The sequence below is a fragment of the Methylobacterium sp. HMF5984 genome (assembly GCF_045033435.1).
Classification (GTDB): Bacteria; Pseudomonadota; Alphaproteobacteria; order Rhizobiales; family Beijerinckiaceae; genus Methylobacterium.
The window spans coordinates 4,378,222-4,399,027 of the sequence record NZ_JBJFLN010000001.1; the positions used below are offsets into that span (position 1 = coordinate 4,378,222).

A 20,806-nucleotide genomic window follows, 5' to 3' on the forward strand; every position below is an offset into this window, starting at 1 on the left:
GATGACGCCGAAGCACGCAGCCCTCGAGCTCTGGCCGGCGGCGGCCTCCGCCGTCGCGGTCGAGACCGACTACCTGATCCTCGCCTTCACGGTGCTCACGCTGGTGCTCACCGTGCCGGTGTTCCTGGCGATCACCTGGTTCGCGATCCGGTACCGCGACGGCCAGGAGGCGAACCGCGACACCAGCGGCATCCGCTCGAACCTGATCGAGATCAGCTGGATGCTGATCCCGTTCCTGCTGACGCTGATCTTCTTCGTCTGGGGCGCGCGGCTCTTCGTGATCTCGAAGAACCCGCCGCCCGACGCGATGGTGATCGAGGCGATCGGTCGGCAATGGATGTGGAAGTTCCAGCACCCGACCGGCCAATCCGAGATCAACGACCTGCATGTGCCGATGGGCCAGCCGATCAAGCTGCGGATCATCAGCCAGGACGTGATCCATGCGCTCTACCTGCCGGCGCTCCGGGTGCAGATGGCGGCCTTGCCCGACCGCTACACCGAGCTGTGGTTCAAGGCCGACAAGCCCGGCACCTTCCACCTGTACTGCTCGGAATATTGCGGCACCGACCACTCGGCGATGGAGGGCAGCCTGACGATCCTCAGCCAGGGGGACTACCAGGACTGGCTCACCCATTCCGGGGCGCAGCAATCGAAGGTCGCGGCCGGCAAGGCGATCTACAATGCCTACGGCTGCGGAACCTGCCACGACGACGGTTCGACCGTGCAGGCGCCGAAGCTCGCCGGCCTCTACGGACGGGCGGTGCGACTGGCGGACGGGCGCACGATCACGGCCGACGAGGACTACCTTCGCGACAAGATCCGCAACCCCAACGGCAACCGGCTCGCCGAGGGCTACAAGCAGATCATGCCGAGCTTCGCCGGCGTGATCCCGGAGGACGACCTCGGCCGCCTGATCGACTTCCTGAAATCGAACACCCGCACCGTGGGCGACGCAGCGTCCGGAGAGGCCACGCGATGAGCGCATCGGGCACGATCGACAGCGGGATCGCGAACCGCGAGCCGCACGCGCCGGAGGCGACGCTCGATCGTCCGGCCGACTATCTCCACGCCCAATCGACCCTGCGCTCGTGGTTCCTCACCACCGACCACAAGCGCATCGCGATCCTCTACCTCGCCTCGATCACCGCGTTCTTCATCATCGGCGCCGTCGCCGCGGGCGTGGTGCGGCTGGCCCTCGTCGTGCCGAACGGCGCGGTGATGGCCAACGACACCTACAACAAGGCCTTCACCATCCACGGCGTGGTGATGGTGTGGTTCTTCCTGATCCCGTCGATCCCGGCGACCTTCGGCAACTTCCTGATCCCGCTGATGATCGGGGCGAAGGACCTCGCCTTCCCCAAGCTGAACCTCACGAGCTGGTACGTCTTCATGACGGGCGCGCTCTTCACGATGGTGTCGGTGGTGCTCGGCGGCATCGACACGGGCTGGACCTTCTACGCGCCGCTCTCCACCGCGTTCTCGAACGGCTGGGTCCTGCCGGCGCTGATCGGCGTGACGATCGTCGGGTTCTCGTCGATCCTGACGGGCCTGAACTTCGTCGTCACGATCCACACCATGCGCGCGCCCGGCATGACGTGGTTCAAGCTGCCGATCTTCGTCTGGACGCACTACGCCACCAGCCTGATCTTCCTGCTGGCGACGCCCGTGATCACCACGGCGCTGATCCTGCTGATCATGGAGCGCGCCTTCCACATCGGCGTGTTCGATCCGGCCTATGGCGGCGACCCGGTGCTGTTCCAGCACCTGTTCTGGTTCTACTCGCACCCAGCGGTGTACATCATGGTCCTGCCGGGGATGGGGGTGATCTCCGAGATCATCCCGGCCTTCGCCCAGAAGAAGCTCTTCGGCTACCGCTTCGTCGCCTACGCCGCGATCGGGCTCGCCTCGGTGACGTTCTTCGTCTGGGGCCACCATATGTTCATCAACGGGCAGAGCGATCTCGCCTCGCTCGCCTTCTCGGCGCTCTCCTTCGCGGTCGCCGTGCCCTCGGCGGTGAAGGTCTACAACTGGACCGCGACGATCCATAAGGGGAAGCTCCGCCTCGACACGCCGATGCTCTACGCGATGGGCTACATCGGCCTGTTCGTGCTCGGCGGCCTCACCGGCCTGTACCTGGCGACGCTGGCGATCAACCAGCACATCCACGCGACCTACTTCGTAGTCGCGCACTTCCACTACATCATGGTCGGCGGCACGGTGCTGGCCTTCCTCGGCGGGCTGCACTTCTGGTGGCCGAAGTTCACTGGCCGGATGTACAACGAGGCCTGGGGGCGAATCTCGGCGCTGCTGATCTTCCTCGGCTTCAACGTGACGTTCTTTCCGCAGTTCATCCTCGGCTACCTCGGCATGCCGCGACGCTACGCGACCTACCCGCCGGAATTCCAGCTTCTGAACGTCCTTTCCTCGGCCGGCGCGACGATCCTGGCGGCGGGCTACATCTTCCCGATGCTCTACCTCGTCTATTCCCTGTGGTTCGGCAGGAAGGCGCCCGCGAATCCCTGGGACGCCAAGGGGCTCGAGTGGGAGACGACCTCGCCGCCGCCGACGCTCAACTTCGCGTCGCCGCCCGAGGTGCCGCGGGTGCCGTACGACTACCCGATCCAGGAGCAGGAAACCAAGGCGCAGCATCGATGAGCCAAGAGCGATGAGCACGGGTCTCGCCGACGGCGTCGGCATCAAGCGCGCCCACCATTTCGAGACCGTGGCGCAGCAGCGCTATGCCGCCACGCTCGGGATCTGGGCGTGGCTGATCACCGAGCTCCTGCTCTTCGCGGCTCTGTTCCTGGTGGCGCTGATCGTGCGGATCCAGCACCCGGAGGCGACGCAGGAGGCGGCGCGCCACCTGAAGTTCTGGATCGGCGCCGTCAACACGGTGGTGCTGATCGTCTCCAGCCTCACCATGTCGATGGCGATCGAGTTCTCGCGCATCGGCTGGCAGCGGGCGATGGTGCGGGCGATGCTGGCGACCGCCGCTCTCGGCAGCCTGTTCCTCGTGCTGAAGGGCTACGAGTACTACGCCGACTACGAGGAGCACATGATGCCGTTCCTCGGCTCGCGCCCCTACGAGCTGTCGGCGAGCCCGGCCTCGCGCCTGTTCGTGAACCTCTACTACGTCGCGACGCTGTTGCACGGGCTGCACCTGCTGACCGGCATCTCGCTGCTGCTCGGCATGACCTGGATCGCGTCCAAGGCGGGGTTCCTGTCGCGGCACCAGAACTGGATCGAGATCTACGGCCTGTACTGGCACTTCATCGACTTGATCTGGATCATGGCCTTCCCGATCCTCTACGTCGTCAACCGGTAGCCCGATGCGCAGCCCGCTCGCGACCCTCTCCGACGCCGACCGCGCGCTCCTGAAGGATCGGCTGCGCAAGCCGGTTCTGACCTTCCTGGCGCTGATGGGCCTGCTCGCGGTCAACGTCACCCTCGGCGCGACGCTGCCGTTCGAGCAGGTCTGGGCGCTCGAGCTCGTCGTCGTCGCGGCGATGGCGCTCGTCGTCCTCCTCGTGTCGATGGAGGTGCTCCACGAGCCGCCGCTGGTGAAGCTGTTCTCGGGCCTCGGCTTCTTCTGGGTCGCGATCATGGTCGGCATGACGCTGACGGATTACCTCGGCCGCTGACGCGCGGTGCGGTTCACGGTTGTTCGCCGTCCGAAACGCACCTAAACCGAAGTGGACATCCGGGCGGCGGACGATCCGCGCCGAGGCCCCGCCCGATCAGGTAAGTTTCCGAGACGATGTGCGAACTGCTCGGCATGAGCGCGAACGTGCCCACCGATATCCGCTTCTCGTTCGCGGCGTTGGCGCGGCGCGGCGGCGAGACCGGTCCGCACGCGGACGGATGGGGCATCAGCTTCTACGAGGGCCGCGGCTGCCGCAGCTTCCACGAGCCCGAGCCGAGCGCGAAGTCGGAACTCGCCCGCCTGCTGCGCGACTACAAGATCAAGAGCCGCATCGTCATCGGGCACGTGCGCAAGGCCAATCGCGGCCGCGTCAGCCTCGAGAACACCCATCCGTTCTCGCGCGAGCTCTGGGGCCGGCGCTGGACCTTCGCGCATAACGGCCAGCTCAAGGGGGTGAAGAAGCTTCCGCTCGGCAGGTTCATGCCGATCGGGTCGACGGACAGCGAGTACGCCTTCTGCTGGATGCTCGGCCGCCTGCAGGGGCGCTTCTCGGCCCTGCCCAAGCCCGCGCTGCTCGACCGCGCGGTGGCCGACCTCTGCGCCGAGCTGCACGCGCTCGGCGTGTTCAACATGCTGCTCTCCGACAGCCGAACCCTCTACGCCCATTGCGGCAAGCGCCTGTGCTACCTCACCCGCCGGGCGCCCTTCGGCACGGCGACGCTGATCGACGAGGATTGGCGGGTGGACTTCGCCCAGGAGACCACCGAGCGCGACGTCGTGTCGGTGGTGGCGACGCAGGCGTTGACCCGCGACGAATGCTGGACCGACCTCGCGCGCGGTGACGTCATCACCCTGCGCGACGGCGCGATCCGCCTGCTGAAACCCGGCGCGCCGGCGGCGGCCCCCGTCGTCGTCGCGCCGAAGCCCTGTTGAGGCGAGGCGCGACGCACTTGGATGTGACGGTCGCGAAGGTGCAAGCGCGGCCGCGATAGGCTAAAGACACGGAACAACTCGAACGGCTCAGGCGCGAGCCGCACACGTTCCGCCTCGCGGCTTCGGACCACCCGCGAGCCCGCAGAAGACCGTAGATTGCGACGCATCATGACCCGCGACGAGACCGACACCCTTCCGAGCCAGTCTGGAAACGGCGACAAGGATGCGCGGCCGAACCTGTCGCACACCATCCGCTCCCATCTCGGCGACCATCTGCGCAGCGCCTACGACACGTTGGGCCAGACCGAGCTGCCGAGCCGTTTCGCCGAGCTGATCGCGAAGCTCGAGGCGGCGCTCAAGGCCCGCGGCGAGGCGATCGAGCCGGAGTTCCGCAACGGCCTGCTCGCGGCCGTGCCGAGCCTGCGCGCCTTCGCCCTGTCGCTGACCTCGAACCCGGCCCGCTCCGACGACCTCGTGCAGGATACGCTGATGAAGGGCTGGCAGCATCGCGCCCGCTTCCAGCCCGGCACCAACCTGAACGCGTGGCTGTTCACGATCCTGCGCAACATCTTCTACTCGGACCACCGCAAGCGGGTCCGCGAGGTCGAGGACCAGGACGGCTCCTACGCCGCGCGTCTGGCTACCGCCCCGCACCAGGGCGACCGTCTCGACGTCGAGGACCTGCAGACGGCGCTCGCCAAGCTCCCGCCCGACCAGCGCGAGGCGCTGGTGCTCGTCGGCGCCGAGGGCGTCTCCTACGAGGAGGCGGCGACCATCATGGGCTGCAAGGTCGGCACCGTGAAGAGCCGCGTCAGCCGGGCCCGGGGGCGGCTCGCCGAGCTGCTGGGCTACGACGAGGAAGACCTCGGCTCCGACCGGTTCATCCAGTCGGCGATGCCCAAGGACGCCTGAGAGAACGCCCGACGATCGGTCTTTTTTGACGCATCCGTTTCCGGGGGTCGTGCGTTACCGGCCCGACACTCGCACGGCGCCGGTTGGCGCGGCGAGCATCGGAAGACGGAGCTTTGCCATGCAGTTCAAGACCCTTCTGGCCGCCTCGGCCCTCGTTCTCGCCCTGCCGCTCGCCGCACAGGCGCAGGGCACCATCCGCGGTGCCGAGCGCGGCGCCGAGACCGGCTCCGACATCGGCGGCCCGATCGGCGGGATCGTCGGCGGCGCGGTGGGCGCGGCGACCGGCACCGTCGGCGGCATCCTCGGCGTCGACATGCAGCCGCGCTTCCGCAGCTACGTCCGCGAGCGCAACGTGCGCTCCTACGATTACGACGGCCGCGTCGCCGTCGGCACCACCCTGCCGGGCGACGGCGTGACCTACTACGACGTGCCCGACGAGTACCGCGTCCAGCCGGGCACCCGCTACACCGTGATCAACAACCGCCCGGTCCTCGTCGATCGCGGCCACCGCATCGTCGAAGTGATCGACTAGGCGTTTCATCGCCGCGCGACGTGCGAGGGCTCCGGGGCGACAGGCTCCGGGGCCCTTTTCCTTGGCACCACCGCACGCTCGGCCGCCCATGCAACGCTTCGCCGCATCGCCCGTTATGGCTCTGACGGCGAACGGGAATTCCCACCATGAACGACGACGCCATCGATCCGAAGGCCGGGCTTCCGGAGCCGGTCCGCGACCATCTCGGCCAGCAGCTGCGCTCGATGCTGTCGGTGGGCCAGGAGAAGCCGCGCTTCCTCGGCGACGATCCCGCGCCCGACGCCACCTTCGCGCCGCAGCTTCAGCGCCTGGAGACCCGGCTCAAGACCCACGAGGAGGGCACGGGCGCCGTCGAGCACGCCCTCGACCGCATCCTTGATGCCTTCGGCGTCACCCCCGACGACGGCAAGCCCGCCGGCACCAAGCCGACGGCCTGAGGGTCAGACCTTCGGGCGCGTCGCGAGCAGGTCGCGGATCTCGCCGAGGATCTTCACGTCGGCCGGCACCTCGGCGACGGCCTCGGGCTTGGCCTCCTCCTTGGTCACGAGCTTGTTCATCGCGCGGATGACCAGGAACAGCACGAAGGCGACGATCATGAAGTTGATCGCCACGGTGATGAACTGGCCGTAGCCGATCACCGCGCCCTGCTTCTTCGCCTCGGCATAGGCCGCGCCGGCCTGCACCTTCGACGACAGCGGCAGGTAGTAGTTCGAGAAGTCGAGCCCGCCGGTGATCGCGCCGATCATCGGCATGAACACGTCCTGCACCGCCGAGGTGACGATCGCCCCGAAGGCGGCGCCGATAATCACGCCGACGGCGAGATCGACCACGTTGCCGCGCAGCGCGAACTTCTTGAACTCTTCGAGCATGGCGGGTCCCCAGCCTTCAGGTGCCTCACGCTACGCGTGGCGGCGGGGGCCGCCAAGCGCACGCGGGCCGGCATCCACCGTCAGATCGCCGAGGCCGGGTCCTCGCCGGACTCGATGCGGGCCGCCGGCTCGAGCCGGGCGCGGCGGCGGTACTGCGCGGCGCCGATCGGCAGGCCGACGATGTAGGCGGCGCTGATCGCCACCAGCGATTCGAACGGGAACGAGATCAGCAGGCCGAAGGCGGCGACGCCCGCCAGGAAGATCGGCAGCACCCACCCGCGCGGCACGCGCTTGCCCATGGTCTTGCCCGAGAAGGTCGGCACGGTGGAGACCACCAGCAGGGCGATGCCGAGCACGTAGACCAGGATCGCCGGCGCCGCCCAGGCCTCGAAGCCGAAGCCGAGGAAGTGCAGGTAGAGCGGCAGCATCGCCGTCATCGCGCCGGCCGGGGCCGGCATGCCGACGAAGTAGTCCTTCTTCCATTCCGGGCGGTTCGGGTCGTCGAGCATCGCGTTGAAGCGGGCGAGGCGGAGCGCCATCGCGATGGCGAAGATCAAGGCCACGATCCAGCCGAGCGATTTCAGGTTGTGGAGCGCGAAGCCGTAGAGGATCAGCGCCGGCGCGCAGCCGAAGTTGACGAAGTCGGCCAGCGAATCGAGCTCGGCCCCGAAGCGCGAGGTGCCCTTCAGGAGCCGCGCCACGCGCCCGTCGATGCCGTCGAGCACGGCGGCCGCGATGATCGCGATCACCGCCGGCTCGAACTTGCCCTCGAAGGCCAGGCGGATCGCGGTCAGCCCGAGGCAGAGCGCCATCAGGGTGATCATGTTGGGCGCGATCATCCGGAACGGCACCGGCTTGAACCGGCGCGGCCGCGGCTCGTTCGCGTCCGGCTCGAAGGGCGGGAAGAGATCGTCCATCGCCCCCTCCCCTCAGATCCGGCGGAACGAACGCTCGGGCCCGCCGCCGAGGTCGGCGAGCACGGTCTCGCCGGCCACCGCCTTCTGGCCGAGGCCGACCAGCACGCGGGTGCCGACGGGCAGGTACACGTCGACCCGCGAGCCGAAGCGGATCAGCCCGAAGCGCTCGCCGACCGAGAGCTGGTCGCCGGCCGAGACGAAGCCGACGATGCGGCGCGCCACGAGGCCCGCGATCTGCACCACGCCGACCCGCACGGGCTGGCCGCCGTGCACGGTCTCCATCACCATCCCGTTGCGCTCGTTGTCCTCGCTCGCCTTGTCGAGCTCGGCGTTGAGGAACAGCCCCGGCGTGTAGTGAATCTGCCCGATCTTGCCCGTCACCGGCACGCGGTTCACGTGGCAGTCGAACACGTTCATGAACACCGAGACCCGGGTCATCGGCACCTGGGGCAGGTCGAGCTCGGGCGGCGGCAGCACGGTGGAGATCAAGTTCACCCGCCCGTCCGCCGGCGAGACCACGAGGCCCTCGGCCACCGGCGTCACCCGCTCCGGGTCGCGGAAGAAGTAGCAGACCCACAGGGTCAGGATCAGGAACACCCAGCCGAAGAACTGCGAGAAGGTGCCGGCCAGCACGGTGAGCACGATCCCGATCACGATGAAGGGGTAGCCCTCCTTGTGGATCGGGACGAGCGTCCGGCGGATCGTCAGGAGAAGGTCGTTCATGCGGTCTTTCGGAAGGGGCGCGCGAAGGGCGCGGGGCCAACGGGATTTTGACCCGCGCGATGGCAGCCCAGGGCGCGAAGGTCAACCGCCGGCGCCGTCGCGCGGGGGTCTGGCCGCCCCATCGGACCGACACCCGCCCCGTCATTCCGGGGCGCCGAAGGCGAGCCCGGAACCCAGAGCCGCCGACGCGAGCAAGGTCCGGCACCCTCGGCGCGTCTGGATTCTGGGCTCCGCTGCGCGGCCCCGGAATGACGGTCGTTGGCATCCGATCGTCCAGGCACGCCAAGACCACCCCGCGCGGAAAGCCTCCGCCGGCGGCATGGCCCCGACATCACGGACAGGAGACGCGGGACGCCGCGGAACCCTGGGATGATGCGCAATGAGCCGGTTCCCCGGCGCCCCGCGGTGCCGGGCCCCGAGAACGCGGGCACCCGGCGCCGATTTGTCGTCGCGGCTTTACGTACCGCACGGCCCCGCCGCCGCGGCCCGCGCGACGCGGGCCCCGGTCACGTATCCGGCCACGTAGGGCCGGGTCGCCCCGGCGACAGCCGGAACGGGCGATCCCCGCACCCTCCCTAACGTCGGGATGGGCTCAGGTCTCTTCTGAGAGCGCTCCGCTTGCGGGCGACAGCCTGCCGCTCGGAGCGCCCCGCGCCGCGCATTATGGACGCCGTATCGCGGCGGGTTGATCGACCCACTGCGCAGGACCGCCACGCTGCCGACCGCCCCGTCGATCACCGGGCCGGCTCCTGGGGCGGCCCCGGGACGAAACACAGCCCCGGCGCCGTGCAGCGCGTGATGGGGTTATAGGCATGGTTTAGGATTTTTGTCAAGCCAAAAGGTAATTCTGTCCGTGATAGGCTTGATTTGACTCAATGGGGGAACAGGCTATTTGAGCTACTTCAGCGATAATTAAGCACTCTTCAGGCACAAAAATAAGAGAATATTAAGCGTCTTTATAAATGGCTTCTCGAAGAGAAATTGGATCATTGTTAATTGGAGAGACGCGATGCGTGATCGCGATGTAAGGAAAGCTGCCTTACTCTGGCTCGAGCAAGCTCATGTGCACGAGATTGATACTCTCATAGTTCAAGAAATGGGCGTATGGTCCGGCTCAGTGAGGATCGACATTGCAGTAATAAATGGAGAACTTCAAGGCTTTGAACTCAAGAGCGCGCGAGATAATTTAGATCGACTACCGACGCAAGTCGAGATATACAGCCAAGTCTTTGATCGTATTACGCTTGTGGTGGCGGAATGTCACTTACAAAAAGCAAAGTCACTTTTACCAGCATGGTGGGGCATTTCAGTTGCGTACGAGAAAACAGGTGGTGATCTACGACTGAAGACAAAAAGAATAGCTCAAATAAATCCAGGAATTGCCCCCATTCAACTCGCACGCCTCCTTTGGAAGGACGAGATGATAAGCATCCTAGATAAGCACGGATTTGCGAGAGGCTATCGCTCGAAATCTTCAGAGCTACTAGCTGAGAGGCTTATATCCAATTTAAAGTTAGATTCGCTTCGCAATGAGGTTCGCGAAGCGCTTAAACGCAGACAGGGGTGGCTAAGGAATAACTTGTCGCGTCAAAACAACATGCCGATTGACGCCGATTTTGACCCAATGCGCTAATGTCTGTGGACTTTTCCCAGCACCAATCTGATCTATTTCATCATCCGCCCAACATCCAGAAATAAGGCCTCTATTTGCGTAATTTATAATGCTGTTGGCATGCCCCGTAAGCTGAACATCTTGCATCACGCTGTTGATACCTCGGGTCCTAACTCCCTTGCATATTAGAAATTCGCTTGCTAAATTATATCGAACATTAATTGGAAACCCGTAAGTCATTCCAGACGGTGGCTCGACGATTGGAGGAGTTGTATAATCACCAAAGTCTAATCTATAGGGAACGACAGCCTGTAAATTAAACCATAGTGAGTACTCGCTCCGAGTGATTAGATGCGGCCCTTGATTTATGGCAGCAAAATTAGGGGGCATGGAAGTTCCCGCGATAGTAACCGACCTCCAAGTCGCGCCTTGGTGCAGATTTGAAAAAGTATGCTGCACAGTAGACCCTAAACTCGCAACCGTACCGACGCTGTCCTGCAGATCTACAATAAGATCCGTTTCGGAGAGGGGATAATTCCAGCCGCCGACCCAAGAAGCTGCGCTGGAAAATTCATTCAAATCAATCCGTAGCGCAATACCCCTCCCTTGCGTCTGAACAATAGTGTGGACCGCTTGAGAATACCCTGCAGGAGAAGCAAGCGATATTGCCGGAATCAAATCCAACCCTTTCGCACTTGCATTAGCAGCAATCGCCAAAATCGGATGGTTTCCATTTATTGGGCTCGGAATGTTACTTGCATCGAGATATAAAGAACCGGTTCCCCATAAGCAATGATCCGATCAGTGAAATAATCCGCAGCCGGAACTGCTAAGTTATTTTTTGTTGCTTTTTTCTCCTTAAATTGCTCGCTCATCAAAATAATGAACGGAACGACACCGGCTTTCTGCGCCGGACTCAAAAAGGAAAGCCCCCCCTCTTCTCCTGTCTTCCATTTGAGTATCGGAATATAACGGAAAGTAGACATTTTCTGAGCCCGCCGATTCGTCCCCGCGATCGGGCAACTTAGAGTTATTTTTGCAAGCTTGTCCATAGACGCGTTAGCCATGAGCCCCTGCAGAGCCTAGCAGGTCTAAACCGAAAAACTGCTACTATTTGATTGTAATTACTGCCGATTTAAAGTATTATTCTATCTATGCCAGCAAAAGTACGCTTTTGAATCAGAATTAAAAATAATTGCTAGGCTGTAAGTTGATATAAATCTTGAGTTAATCGGCTCGTCCTTCATCAGGTCTGACTGCGGCCCAACTGGTACCCGCTCCGCCTCCTCCTCCGCTCGCCGATACGACGCCCAAGCTGTTTCTGCTACGCGCCAGCAATTCCGAAGAACGGCGTAGACCATATTCCGGTCAAGCAGCTTGGACTGTATGATAGATTCCGCCGACTCGATGCCTGGAGCCCGCACGAATGCGCATGCATCCCCTCGGCTTGCTGTGCCTCGCCGTCGTCGCTCTGTCCGCCGGGCCGGCCCACGCGAAGCGGTTGAGGCCCCGCGACCTGCTGGATCACGGCCAAGGCTGCTGGACGCGGGCATTCGCGCCGAACGCGTCCTTGGAATGGTGCTTCCGGCAGGGCGGCATCGTGGACGGCGGCGCCACCAAGGATGGCGAGGGATTCGAGGAGAAGGGGGTGTACCGGAGCTTTTCCGAGCATGTCGTCATCCTCGGCTTTCCGGGCAACGGATGGCCCGCCGAGAACTACGTCGAGGATTGCCGCTACCGCTTCGAGGACGATTTCCAAATTCTGGTGCTCGACGGCTGCAGCAGCGCCGGGCGGTGGCGCCGGCCCGCCTGGCAGCCCCTCACGCCTTGAGACGTCGGGGCGCGGCGGTCGCGGCCGGCTCCGCCCGCCGTGGTCTCACTCGACCAGCTGAGGCGCCCCGCGCGGAGCAACCCGCACCCGCTCCGCCTCCTCCTCCGCCCGGCGCAGGGCCGCCCGCGCGGCATCCGCCTCGCGCTGGCGGTTCCACAGGGCGGCGTAGACTCCGTCCTGGTCGAGCAGCGCGCCGTGGGTGCCGCGCTCGACGATGACGCCCTTGTCGAGCACCAGGATCTCGTCGGCGTTCACCACCGTCGAGAGGCGGTGGGCGATGACCAGGGTGGTGCGGCCCTTCGCGATGCGGTCGAGCGCGTCCTGGATCTGCGATTCGGTGAAGCTGTCCAGCGCCGAGGTCGCCTCGTCGAGGACGAGGATCGGCGGGCTCTTCAGGATGGTGCGGGCGATGGCGACGCGCTGCTTCTCGCCGCCCGAGAGCTTCAGGCCGCGCTCGCCCACCGGCGTGTCGTAGCCCTCCGGCAGGCCCTCGATGAAGCGGTCGATCTGGGCGAGGCGGGCGGCCTCGCGCATCTCGGCCTCGCTCGCCTCCCAGCGGCCGTAGCGGATGTTGTAGCCGATCGTGTCGTTGAACAGCACCGTGTCCTGCGGCACCATGCCGATGACGGCGCGCAGCGAATCCTGGCGCACCGCGGCGATGTCCTGCCCGTCGATGGCGATGCGGCCGCTCTGCGGCTCGTAGAACCGGAACAGCAGGCGCGAGAGCGTCGACTTGCCGGCGCCCGAGGGGCCGACGATCGCCACGGTCTTGCCCGAGGGCACCGTGAACGAGACGCCGCGCAGGATCGGCCGGTCCGGGTTGTAGGCGAAGTGCACGTTCTCGAAGCGCACCTCGGCCGGGCCGGCGACCAGCGCCGGGGCGTTCGGCCGGTCCGCGATCTCCGGGTTGCGGTGGAGGATGCGGAACATGTCGTCGATGTCGATCAGCGCCTGTTTGATCTCGCGGTAGATCATGCCCATGAAGTTCAGCGGCATCGAGAGCTGCACCAGCATGGTGTTGGCGAGCACGAAGCCGCCGATGGTGGTGCGCCCCGCGAGGATGTCGCGGGCGGCGAGCCACATCACCGCGGTCATGCCCAGCGTGAAGATCAGCGCCTGGCCGGCGTTGAGGACGGCCAGCGACACGTAGGTCTGCGTCGAGGCCTTCTCGTACCGCGCCATCGCGCCGTCGAAGCGCTGGGTCTCGCGGGCCTCGGCGCCGAAATACTTCACCGTCTCGTAGTTCAGCAGCGAATCGACCGACTTGGTGTTGGCGTCGGTGTCGGACTCGTTCATGCGGCGGCGGATCGCGATCCGCCACTCGGTCGCCTTGTAGGTGAAGCCGAGATAGGCCGCGACCATCACGAAGACGACCAGGGAGTAGGTCCAGTCGAACTCCCAAGCCAGCACGCCGAGCACCAGCACGAACTCGACGATGGTCGGCACCAGCGTCAGCACCATCAGGCGCGACAGCTCCTCGATGCCGGATCGCCCGCGCTCCAGCACCCGCGTCAGCCCGCCGGTCTTGCGCTCGAGGTGGAAGCGCAGGGAGAGCTGGTGCATGTGCTGGAAGGTCTTCAGCGCCAGGCGGCGCACCGCGTGCATCGCCACCTTGGCGAACAGCCCGTCGCGCGCCTGCGTCAGCCCGGCCATCAGGATGCGCGAGGCGCCGTAGATCGCGATCAAGAGCATCGGCGCGGCGAAGATCCCGGTCGGCACCTGCTCCTTGCCGTGCTCCTGGCCGCCGACCGCCGCGACCAGCGCGTCGGTGATCCACTTGAAGGTGAACGGCGTCACCATCGTCACCAGCTTGGCCACCAGCAGCAGCCCGAACGCCAGGAAGACCCGCCGCTGCAGGTCCGGCCGGCCGTAGGGCCAGAGATACGGCCACAGCCGGCGATAGGTGGCGACGAGGCCCGGGCGCGCGTCGGGCGCCGGCGGGGGAGTGGAGGTCATACGCGATTGTCCGGAAGAGGAGGCTCGCCCCGGCATATAAGCCGGCGCCGCCCGCGGCACACCCGCAGCCGCCGCGGGGCGGGGCGGCGTGGGGGAATCCTCAGCCGTTCCTGCCCGCCTTCGCGTCCTTGCCGTCGCCCGGCAGCACGAAGATCTGGCCGGGATAGATCAGGTCCGGGTTGCGGATCTGCTCCTGGTTGGCATCGTAGATCACGGTGTAGCGGTCGCCCGCGCCGTAGGTGCGCCGGCTGATCTGCCACAGGCTGTCGCCGCGGATGATCTTGGCCGTGCTCACCGCGGGGACGAACACCCCCGCCCGCGGCGGCTCGATCGCGGCCGGGGTGGGCGAGACGGCCCCGGTCCGCGCCGCCGGGGCGGCGGGCCGCTCGGCCGGCTTGTCCGCCGCCGCGCCGGGCCTGGGGGGCGCGAGGTTCGTCGCGACGCGGGCGGGTTCCGGCACCGAGAACGGCACCTCGGCCCGGCTGCGCACCTTGCCCGAGACCGAATCGACCTGGTCGACCCGCACCGTGTAGGCGCCCGGCTTCACCCCGCGGCCGATGGTGAAGGTGACCTTGCCGTCGGCGCCGACGCTCGCCGGGGCGATCAGCGTGTCGTTGAGGTAGAGCCGCACCGTCGCACCCGGCGCGGCCTGGCTGGTGACGAACAGCCGGCCGCCCTCCTGCGCGTCCACGCTGACGATCTTGACGGGCGCGGGAGCGTCCTTGGCGGCCTTCCCGGAAGACGGCTTGGCCGCCGCGTCCTTCGCCGCAGGGCCCTTCGCCGCGCCCTTGACGGGGGTATCCCTGCCGGCGACCGCCTGGCCCGGCGCCGGGTCCGGCGCCCGCTGCGCCGTCCGGACCTCCGGCTGCGACAGCACCACCGTGGGTTTGTCGGGCGCGGTCAGCGCCACCAGCGGCTTCTCGGTGCGCGAGGGCGAGACCGCCACCGCGACGCTCTCCGTCGAGCGGGTCTCGCGGCCCTCGGCATTGGTGGAGCGCAGCACGATCTCGCTGTTGCCCGCGGGCAGCGCCGGCGGCACGATCGCGAACTGCCCGTTCGGGTCGGCGAGCGCCTTGGCCACCGCCTTGCCGTCGACCAGGAGCTCGACGACGGTGTTCGGCGCCCCGCGGCCGGCCACCACCGACTCGCCGTTCGGCTCGACGCGGACGATATCGAACTTGAGCGCGTCCGGCGCCGCCGGCGCCGCGGCGCGCGCCGCCGGCTGAGGCGCCGCGTCCGGCACGGGCGCCGGGCCCGGCGTCAGGGCGCCGACCGCGCCGGGCGCGGGCTCGGGCGCCGGAGCATGCGCGTGCCGCCACCGGTCGAGCCCGCCGAACACGGCCGCCACCAGGCCGAGCCCGATCAGCAGGCCCAGGACCGCGAGAAACACGCCGCGCCGCAACTCCGCCGTCATGGCGATCCATCCCCCGTCGACACCACGCCCGCCCGGCCGCGACCCCCATCCCCGGCGGTGGAGACTTTCGAAAACGCCCGCGCGAAAAACCGTCGACTGTTCCGCCCATATTACCGTACATGTCCGGGAGACCAAGCCGCAACGCGCGCGCAGCGAACGAATTCCCCGCGCGATCAGCCGTTTGGCACCGATTTCGCCCCTGTTTACGACCTGTCCGCGGCCCGAACGGGACGCACGATACGACGAGCATCGATGAAGGAGGCCGGATGGCGCCGGTGAAGACGGTCTGTGTCTATTGCGGCTCCGGCTTCGGCGGGGACCCGGCGTTCCGCCAGGCGGCCGAGGCGCTCGGCGCCGCGCTCGCCGCGGCCGGGCTCGACCTCGTCTACGGCGGCGGCGACGTCGGCCTGATGGGCACCGTCGCCCGCGCGGTGCTGGCCGGCGGCGGCCACGTCACCGGCATCATCCCGGACTTCCTGAAGTCGCGCGAGCACATGCTCGATGCGATCCAGGAAACGGTCGTGGTCGGCGACATGCACACCCGCAAGCGCATGATGTTCGAGCGCTCCGACGCCTTCGTCGCCCTGCCCGGCGGCATCGGCACCCTGGAGGAGCTGGTCGAGCAGCTGACCTGGGCCCAGCTCGGCCGGCACCGCAAGCCGATCCTCCTGGTCGAGGTGGCCGGCTTCTGGAAGCCGCTGCTGACCCTGTTCGACCACATGCGCGCCCACGGCTTCATCCGCGACGGGCTCGACCTGAACTACGTCGTCGCCGAGGGCGCCGACGCCGTGGTGCCGATGCTGCAGGCCGAGAACCGCCGCCTGGGCGAGGACCCGGCCGCCGAGCGCTTCGTCACCGAGCGGCTCTGAGCGGCGGGGTCCGGCGCGTTCGCCCTCGGATCCTCGCGGCGCCGGGCCGCCGCTCGCGACGGTGAGGGGCGGCCCATGCGAAACGGTTTCGCCCCCGCCTCCCCTTGCACGGGCGAGAGACCGCGACGCGTGTCCGACGATCCGCTCGTGGCCATTCAGTAAATTCTGCCGTAAATTTTAAATACAGAATAGCATCGCGCGCGGCCGGCGCCGCTCGTTGAACCTATTCGACGCCGTGCTAGACTGCCGGGCGAGTCGATCGGGCACGAACCGCAGCGCGAACGGCCGCGAACCGATCAAAAGTCTGTGTTCGCGCCGTTCGGCGGCGCCTCCGACAACAATCGGAAACGTGTTCGTCCCATCACGGCCCAGTTTTTGCAGACCTTAGGGTCGGCATCGACGCGGAGCGCGCCATGGATATCCAGGAGATCGATCGGCACCGACGCCGATGCATGGACGACGGGACGGCGGCTCGTCTTCGCGGCGGGGCGATCGTCGCTTCGGCCGCGTGCGCCCGCCGCGGAGATGCGCGATGACCGCCGCCGGACAGCCCGCCCTCCTCGCCCCGCCGGCCGACGCGTCCGCGCGGCGCCCGGCTTCGGAGCGGTTCGGCCTCGCCTACCGGATCGGCCTGCCGATCGCGCTGTGGGTGCTGTTCGCCAACGGCGCCACCCATTACCGCGACCGCCACATCGTGCCGGCGGCGGGCCTGCGCGAGGCGGTCGAGGCCGAGGTCGCGAGCCGGCTGTGCCCGGGGCTGCGCCTCGACGAGGCGAGCTTCCGGATCCACGCGCAGGCGCACGGGATCAACCTTTCCGACCTCTACCAGAAGCGCTCCGCCTGGCTGCGCAAGGACGCCGACGCCTTGGAACACGAGCTGCGCGCCGACCCGGACACCGGCTGCCGGCACATGCTCGACCTCTACGGCGGCGACGGCACCGCGCCGCACCTGCTGACGCACGGCTGACCCGGCGTCGCGCGCGGCGACGGGATCGCGCGCCGGCCAGCGCCCCGACGAGCCCAGCCCGACCGTGCCGCCGGCGCGCGCCGACCGCCGCGCAGCGCACCCCCGTGCTCGACGAACCCGCCGGGTTCAGGCCGCTTGGACCTGCGGCGCGTCCTCGGCACCGTGCAGGATGCAGCGTCCCTTGCCCGCGGTCTTGGCGGCGTAGAGGGTCTGGTCGGCGCGCCGCATCAGATCGGCGAGACCGAGCGGGGGTCCCGACGCGGCGGGCCGCTGCCGGGCGACGCCGACGCTGACGCCGATTCCCGCGAACGCGCCGCCGCCGACCTGATAGGGCGCGGTGATCGCCGTGATGATCCGGCCGCCGAGCCGGCGCGCCGCCGCGTCGTCGAGCCCGTCGGCGAGCACGAGGAACTCGTCGCCGCCGAGGCGGCAGGCGGTCGCGTCCGGCCCGATCGCCAGCGCGAGGCGCCGTCCGACCTCGCGCAGCACCGCGTCGCCGGCCGCGTGCCCGAGGCGGTCGTTGACCTGCTTGAACCCGTCGAGGTCGAGGTAGAGCAGCGTCCGGTCCCCGGCCCCGGCCGGCGGGCGCGCGTCGAACGCCTCCTCCAGGCCGCGGCGGTTGAGCAGCTCGGTCAGCGGATCGGTGATCGACCGGCGGTGGCTTTCGCGTTCGCCGAGGATCGCCTGGACGGCCGCCGCCCGGTGATGGCGCAGGATGCTGCGGTTCATCAGGACGAAGGCGACCGTCTGGATCGCGATCAGCGGCAGGAATTGCGGATGCGTCGTCGCGAAGGTGGTCTTGTAGCTGAGGTCGATGAACAGCACCTGCGCCATCGCGTAGCGCGGGGCCGCGAAGTTCCGGCCGACGATCCCGCCGATCGCCGCGAGCCCGGAGGCGAGCACGACCATCGACATCGCCATGTCGCCCGAGGGGACGACGCAGGCGATGGTCGCGCACTGCAGGCCGGCCCAGAGCAGGCCCGTCGCGAAGACCGGGCCGGACGGCGCGTGCACCCGCCGCAACAGCACGAGGCGCAGCATCAGCAGGAGCAGGTCGAGGAACGCGATGGCGGCGAAGAGCCACCGGTCCAACCACAGGTAGGCGACCCCCGCCACGGCGATGGAGTTGACGGCGCCGACCACGAGGGGCGTCGTCGAGGTGAAGAAGCCGGCGCGCATGCGCGCCTGCACCGCCTCCGGCAGGTCGGGCCCGATCTCGGCGAGCCACCGCAGGACGCGGCCGTGAGGCGCAGGGTACATCGTCAAGGTCGGTCCCGGGTGCCGCGAAGATCGGGCACTGCAACCGTAAGACGTTCCGATGAAGACTCCGTCTTGCAAGTGGGTCGCTTTTGTATCGATCCTGCCATCCCGTAAGATCAGGCGCTCGGCGATAGGCTCGCAACCTTCGATACGACCGAACAACTGGTGATTTCGGGCGCGGTCGGGTGCCACACGCGCTGGGTGTGGCGCCCGGGAAGCGACGGGCGTCCGGGCGTCGGTCGCCGCGGTTTCGGGTCGCCCTTCCGCCGCGTGCGCCGTGCGATCTCCCCGATCGAGCGCCGGCGCGGAGGGCGCGTCGTGGTTCAGAAGCGGTACCGCAGCCCGACGCTGCCGGTGTAATCGTCGCCGCCCGCGCGGGCGACGCTGGTCGAGCCGGTGACCACCCCGCTGAGCCCGTTGCCGAAATCGAGGTCGAGGCCGCCGGCGATCCGTCCGTAGACGTCGTCGCCGCGACGCCCGGTCTCGGTGCGGATCAGCAGGCTCGGCGCATAGGTCTGGAACGAGGTCACCGTGCGCACGCCGTCGAGGACATCGTGCTGGGCGGTGAGGTTGAGGAAGGGCGAGACGATGCCGCCGAGGAGCGGCGCCACGGTGCGGATCTGGAGGCCGCCGCCGACGGTCAACCCGTCGAGATCCTGGCGCCGGACGCCGATCGTGAGCAGCGGGTCGCCGGTCTCGCGATAGGCGCTCACGCCGGCCCGCGCATAGGTGACCTCGCCGATGGGGCCGGCCCTGAAGGTCTCTAAATCGAACAGGTAGCCGGTGCGCGCGGCGACCGTCACCGTGTCGCCGCCCGGCGCGGCCGCGAGCCGGTCGTTGAGCACGCCCGGCCGGTCGAGGGCGAAGCCGTTGCCGCCGTACGTCACGGCCACGTCCGCGAACACCTCCGGGGTGGCGTACGTGGCGAAGACGGCGCCCTGGACGCTGTCGAGGTCGATCCGGCCGTTGCTCGCGCCGCGGAGGTCGACCCGGGCGTTGAGGTAGTTGAACGCCGCGCCGAGAACGAGGTTGGGCGTCGCCTGATACAGCAGCCCCGCGGTGACGCCGCCGAAATCGGCATCGTAGGTGTTGCCCAGGCTGCCCGCACCGGCCCGGTTCTGCGCCGTGCGGTCGAGCCCGGCATAGGTGCCGAGCGCGAACACGGAGACCGGGCTGCCGGGCTGGACCGGGATCAGGCCGGGGGCCGGGCGCCGGCCCGGCAGGTCGGCGGCGAAGGCGGCGGGCACCGACAGGGCCATGTTCCGGCGGCGCTCGGCCCCGAGGAAGTCGATCAGCGTCGACGAGAAGGCGAGGCCGGCGGCCTGCCCGAGCTCGCCCTGCGGCCCGATCGTCAGCGGCGCGCTGAGCTGGTTCGCCACGAACGCGGCGAGGTAGCCGTTGGCGCGCGCGGTGAGATGGATGCCGTCGACCGAGATGTACTGGTTCTCGACGGCTGGGTTGGTGTACCCGATCACGGCGCAGGCCGGGTTGAATGCGCAACTGCCGGTCGCCGCCTGCGGGATGAATCCGTAAGCCGTCGGGTCCGCGCGCAGCCGGTTCAGGAGCCCGTCCGCATCGAAGTAGTGCACGTTGATGCCGCGATCGGAATACGCCTGGAGGTATCTGGGGAGCTGCGCGTTGAAGGAACGCGCCAGGTCGGCGTTGGCGGCGCAAAAGGTCTGCTGGCTGAAGACCAGCAGCTCGCGCGCCCCGAGGCCGACGAGGCGGTCCAGGTTCGCGACGTTGTTGTTCAGGACCGTCGTCACGCCGGCGGCGCGGGCCGCGGCGGTGACGGCCGGGATGGCGGTGATGTCGTTGTAGCCGATCCAGAGCGTGACGAGGTCACGCGATCCGAACCGGCCGGTGCGGGCGGCGAACTGGTCGATCTGGTCCGGGACGCCCCAGGGAAAGAGGGGCGAGAACTGGGCGTTCGGCTCGAGGTGGACGGCCTGCGACCCGCCGATCGCGTAGTCGTTGCCGGGCACGTAGGGCGCGCCAATGCGGGCCGGGATCTGCTCGAAGTAACCGGGCGCGTTCGATAAGCGCCCGCCCTCGTAGAGCTTCGTGCCGAACCGCGCGTCGAACGTTCCAGAGGGGCTGTAGCCGGTCTCCCGCGGGATGCGGCCGTTGTCGGTCAAGCTGTCGCCGAAGGCGTAGGCGCCGGAGTAATACCCGGACTGCGCGTGGCCCAGGCCGGGCGACGACAGCACCATTCCCGACGCGAGCAGCGCCGTCCGCAGGACGCGAGTCATTTCATTCCCCCCATTCGGATGACGGCACGGATTTCTTGCGAACCGCATCCGGAGAAAGAATGTCACGCCCATTTCCCGGTCAAAACCCCTTCCCGGGCATCGAACGGACAGCACAT

At 67.5% G+C, this 20,806-nt stretch carries 21 protein-coding genes; 12 read left to right on the forward strand and 9 right to left on the reverse strand.

Going from position 1 to position 20,806, the window contains the following annotated elements; translation table 11 throughout:
* Position 1 precedes the first annotated feature (1 nt).
* The 8 genes from coxB (at position 2) to ACFZ8E_RS21275 (ending at position 6,457) form a co-directional block, all read left to right on the forward strand.
* The gene (gene coxB / locus ACFZ8E_RS21240) at positions 2-979 is read left to right on the forward strand and encodes a cytochrome c oxidase subunit II (RefSeq protein WP_243934130.1); all 978 of its coding nucleotides are present in this window, start codon (positions 2-4) and stop codon (positions 977-979) included.
* Entirely contained in the window at positions 976-2,655 is a 1,680-nt protein-coding gene (locus tag ACFZ8E_RS21245) for a cbb3-type cytochrome c oxidase subunit I (RefSeq protein ID WP_147842549.1), read from the forward strand. Before coxB ends, ACFZ8E_RS21245 begins: the two co-directional genes overlap by 4 nt.
* Positions 2,656-2,665: 10 nt before the next feature.
* Positions 2,666-3,325 carry a cytochrome c oxidase subunit 3 gene (locus ACFZ8E_RS21250; protein WP_147842550.1) on the forward strand — a complete coding sequence of 220 codons (660 nt, stop codon included), beginning with the start codon at positions 2,666-2,668 and terminating at the stop codon, positions 3,323-3,325.
* Positions 3,326-3,329: 4 nt separating this feature from the next.
* The gene (locus tag ACFZ8E_RS21255) at positions 3,330-3,641 is read left to right on the forward strand and encodes an oxidase (RefSeq protein ID WP_147842551.1); all 312 of its coding nucleotides are present in this window, start codon (positions 3,330-3,332) and stop codon (positions 3,639-3,641) included.
* Between the two features lie 116 nt (positions 3,642-3,757).
* Positions 3,758-4,576, forward strand: coding sequence for a class II glutamine amidotransferase (locus ACFZ8E_RS21260; RefSeq protein ID WP_243946482.1), 819 nt, complete (start codon positions 3,758-3,760; stop codon positions 4,574-4,576).
* A 168-nt stretch (positions 4,577-4,744) separates the two neighbouring features.
* On the forward strand, positions 4,745-5,488 hold the full coding sequence (locus tag ACFZ8E_RS21265) for a NepR family anti-sigma factor (protein ID WP_147726015.1): 744 nt from the start codon (positions 4,745-4,747) through the stop codon (positions 5,486-5,488).
* A gap of 118 nt (positions 5,489-5,606) precedes the next feature.
* The gene (locus ACFZ8E_RS21270; RefSeq protein WP_147726014.1) at positions 5,607-6,020 is read left to right on the forward strand and encodes a DUF1236 domain-containing protein; all 414 of its coding nucleotides are present in this window, start codon (positions 5,607-5,609) and stop codon (positions 6,018-6,020) included.
* Positions 6,021-6,166: 146 nt separating this feature from the next.
* A complete protein-coding gene (locus ACFZ8E_RS21275) occupies positions 6,167-6,457 on the forward strand; it encodes a hypothetical protein (RefSeq protein ID WP_147726013.1) in 291 nt (96 codons plus the stop codon).
* 3 nt (positions 6,458-6,460) lie between these two features.
* On the opposite strand, the gene mscL is transcribed toward ACFZ8E_RS21275, so the two are convergent.
* The 3 genes from mscL to ACFZ8E_RS21290 all read right to left on the reverse strand — a co-directional run bounded on the left by mscL (position 6,461) and on the right by ACFZ8E_RS21290 (position 8,529).
* On the reverse strand, positions 6,461-6,889 hold the full coding sequence (mscL, locus tag ACFZ8E_RS21280) for a large conductance mechanosensitive channel protein MscL (RefSeq protein ID WP_147726012.1): 429 nt from the start codon (positions 6,887-6,889) through the stop codon (positions 6,461-6,463).
* A gap of 80 nt (positions 6,890-6,969) precedes the next feature.
* On the reverse strand, positions 6,970-7,806 hold the full coding sequence (gene pssA, locus ACFZ8E_RS21285) for a CDP-diacylglycerol--serine O-phosphatidyltransferase (protein ID WP_147726011.1): 837 nt from the start codon (positions 7,804-7,806) through the stop codon (positions 6,970-6,972).
* A gap of 12 nt (positions 7,807-7,818) precedes the next feature.
* Positions 7,819-8,529: a phosphatidylserine decarboxylase gene (locus tag ACFZ8E_RS21290; protein WP_243933100.1), complete on the reverse strand. Its 711-nt coding sequence runs from the start codon at positions 8,527-8,529 to the stop codon at positions 7,819-7,821.
* Positions 8,530-9,538: 1,009 nt separating this feature from the next.
* Between ACFZ8E_RS21290 and ACFZ8E_RS21295 the strand changes: the two genes are divergently transcribed.
* The gene (locus ACFZ8E_RS21295) at positions 9,539-10,162 is read left to right on the forward strand and encodes a sce7726 family protein (RefSeq protein ID WP_405043721.1); all 624 of its coding nucleotides are present in this window, start codon (positions 9,539-9,541) and stop codon (positions 10,160-10,162) included.
* Here ACFZ8E_RS21295 and ACFZ8E_RS21300 read toward each other — a convergent pair.
* Positions 10,097-10,858 (reverse strand): beta family protein, encoded by a 762-nt coding sequence (locus ACFZ8E_RS21300; RefSeq protein ID WP_405043722.1) that lies wholly within the window; start codon positions 10,856-10,858, stop codon positions 10,097-10,099. The genes ACFZ8E_RS21295 and ACFZ8E_RS21300 overlap by 66 nt on opposite strands.
* A 17-nt stretch (positions 10,859-10,875) precedes the next feature.
* Complete coding sequence (locus ACFZ8E_RS21305) at positions 10,876-11,193, reverse strand: beta family protein (RefSeq protein ID WP_405043723.1); 318 nt, start codon at positions 11,191-11,193, stop codon at positions 10,876-10,878.
* A 374-nt stretch (positions 11,194-11,567) separates the two neighbouring features.
* On the opposite strand from ACFZ8E_RS21305, the gene ACFZ8E_RS21310 reads away from it, so the two are divergent.
* On the forward strand, positions 11,568-11,972 hold the full coding sequence (locus ACFZ8E_RS21310) for a hypothetical protein (protein WP_405043724.1): 405 nt from the start codon (positions 11,568-11,570) through the stop codon (positions 11,970-11,972).
* A 45-nt stretch (positions 11,973-12,017) separates the two neighbouring features.
* On the opposite strand, the gene ACFZ8E_RS21315 is transcribed toward ACFZ8E_RS21310, so the two are convergent.
* Positions 12,018-13,928, reverse strand: a complete 1,911-nt coding sequence (locus tag ACFZ8E_RS21315) for an ABCB family ABC transporter ATP-binding protein/permease (RefSeq protein ID WP_405043725.1) — start codon at positions 13,926-13,928, stop codon at positions 12,018-12,020.
* A gap of 100 nt (positions 13,929-14,028) precedes the next feature.
* Positions 14,029-15,342: a LysM peptidoglycan-binding domain-containing protein gene (locus tag ACFZ8E_RS21320; RefSeq protein ID WP_405043727.1), complete on the reverse strand. Its 1,314-nt coding sequence runs from the start codon at positions 15,340-15,342 to the stop codon at positions 14,029-14,031.
* Between the two features lie 266 nt (positions 15,343-15,608).
* On the opposite strand from ACFZ8E_RS21320, the gene ACFZ8E_RS21325 reads away from it, so the two are divergent.
* Positions 15,609-16,211: a TIGR00730 family Rossman fold protein gene (locus ACFZ8E_RS21325; protein WP_147844644.1), complete on the forward strand. Its 603-nt coding sequence runs from the start codon at positions 15,609-15,611 to the stop codon at positions 16,209-16,211.
* A 532-nt stretch (positions 16,212-16,743) separates the two neighbouring features.
* Positions 16,744-17,178 (forward strand): hypothetical protein, encoded by a 435-nt coding sequence (locus ACFZ8E_RS21330; RefSeq protein WP_405043728.1) that lies wholly within the window; start codon positions 16,744-16,746, stop codon positions 17,176-17,178.
* 126 nt (positions 17,179-17,304) lie between these two features.
* On the opposite strand, the gene ACFZ8E_RS21335 is transcribed toward ACFZ8E_RS21330, so the two are convergent.
* Positions 17,305-18,438: a diguanylate cyclase domain-containing protein gene (locus ACFZ8E_RS21335; protein ID WP_405043729.1), complete on the reverse strand. Its 1,134-nt coding sequence runs from the start codon at positions 18,436-18,438 to the stop codon at positions 17,305-17,307.
* Positions 18,439-18,761: 323 nt separating this feature from the next.
* A complete protein-coding gene (locus ACFZ8E_RS21340) occupies positions 18,762-20,690 on the reverse strand; it encodes an autotransporter domain-containing protein (protein ID WP_405043730.1) in 1,929 nt (642 codons plus the stop codon).
* Between the last annotated feature and the right edge of the window lie 116 nt (positions 20,691-20,806).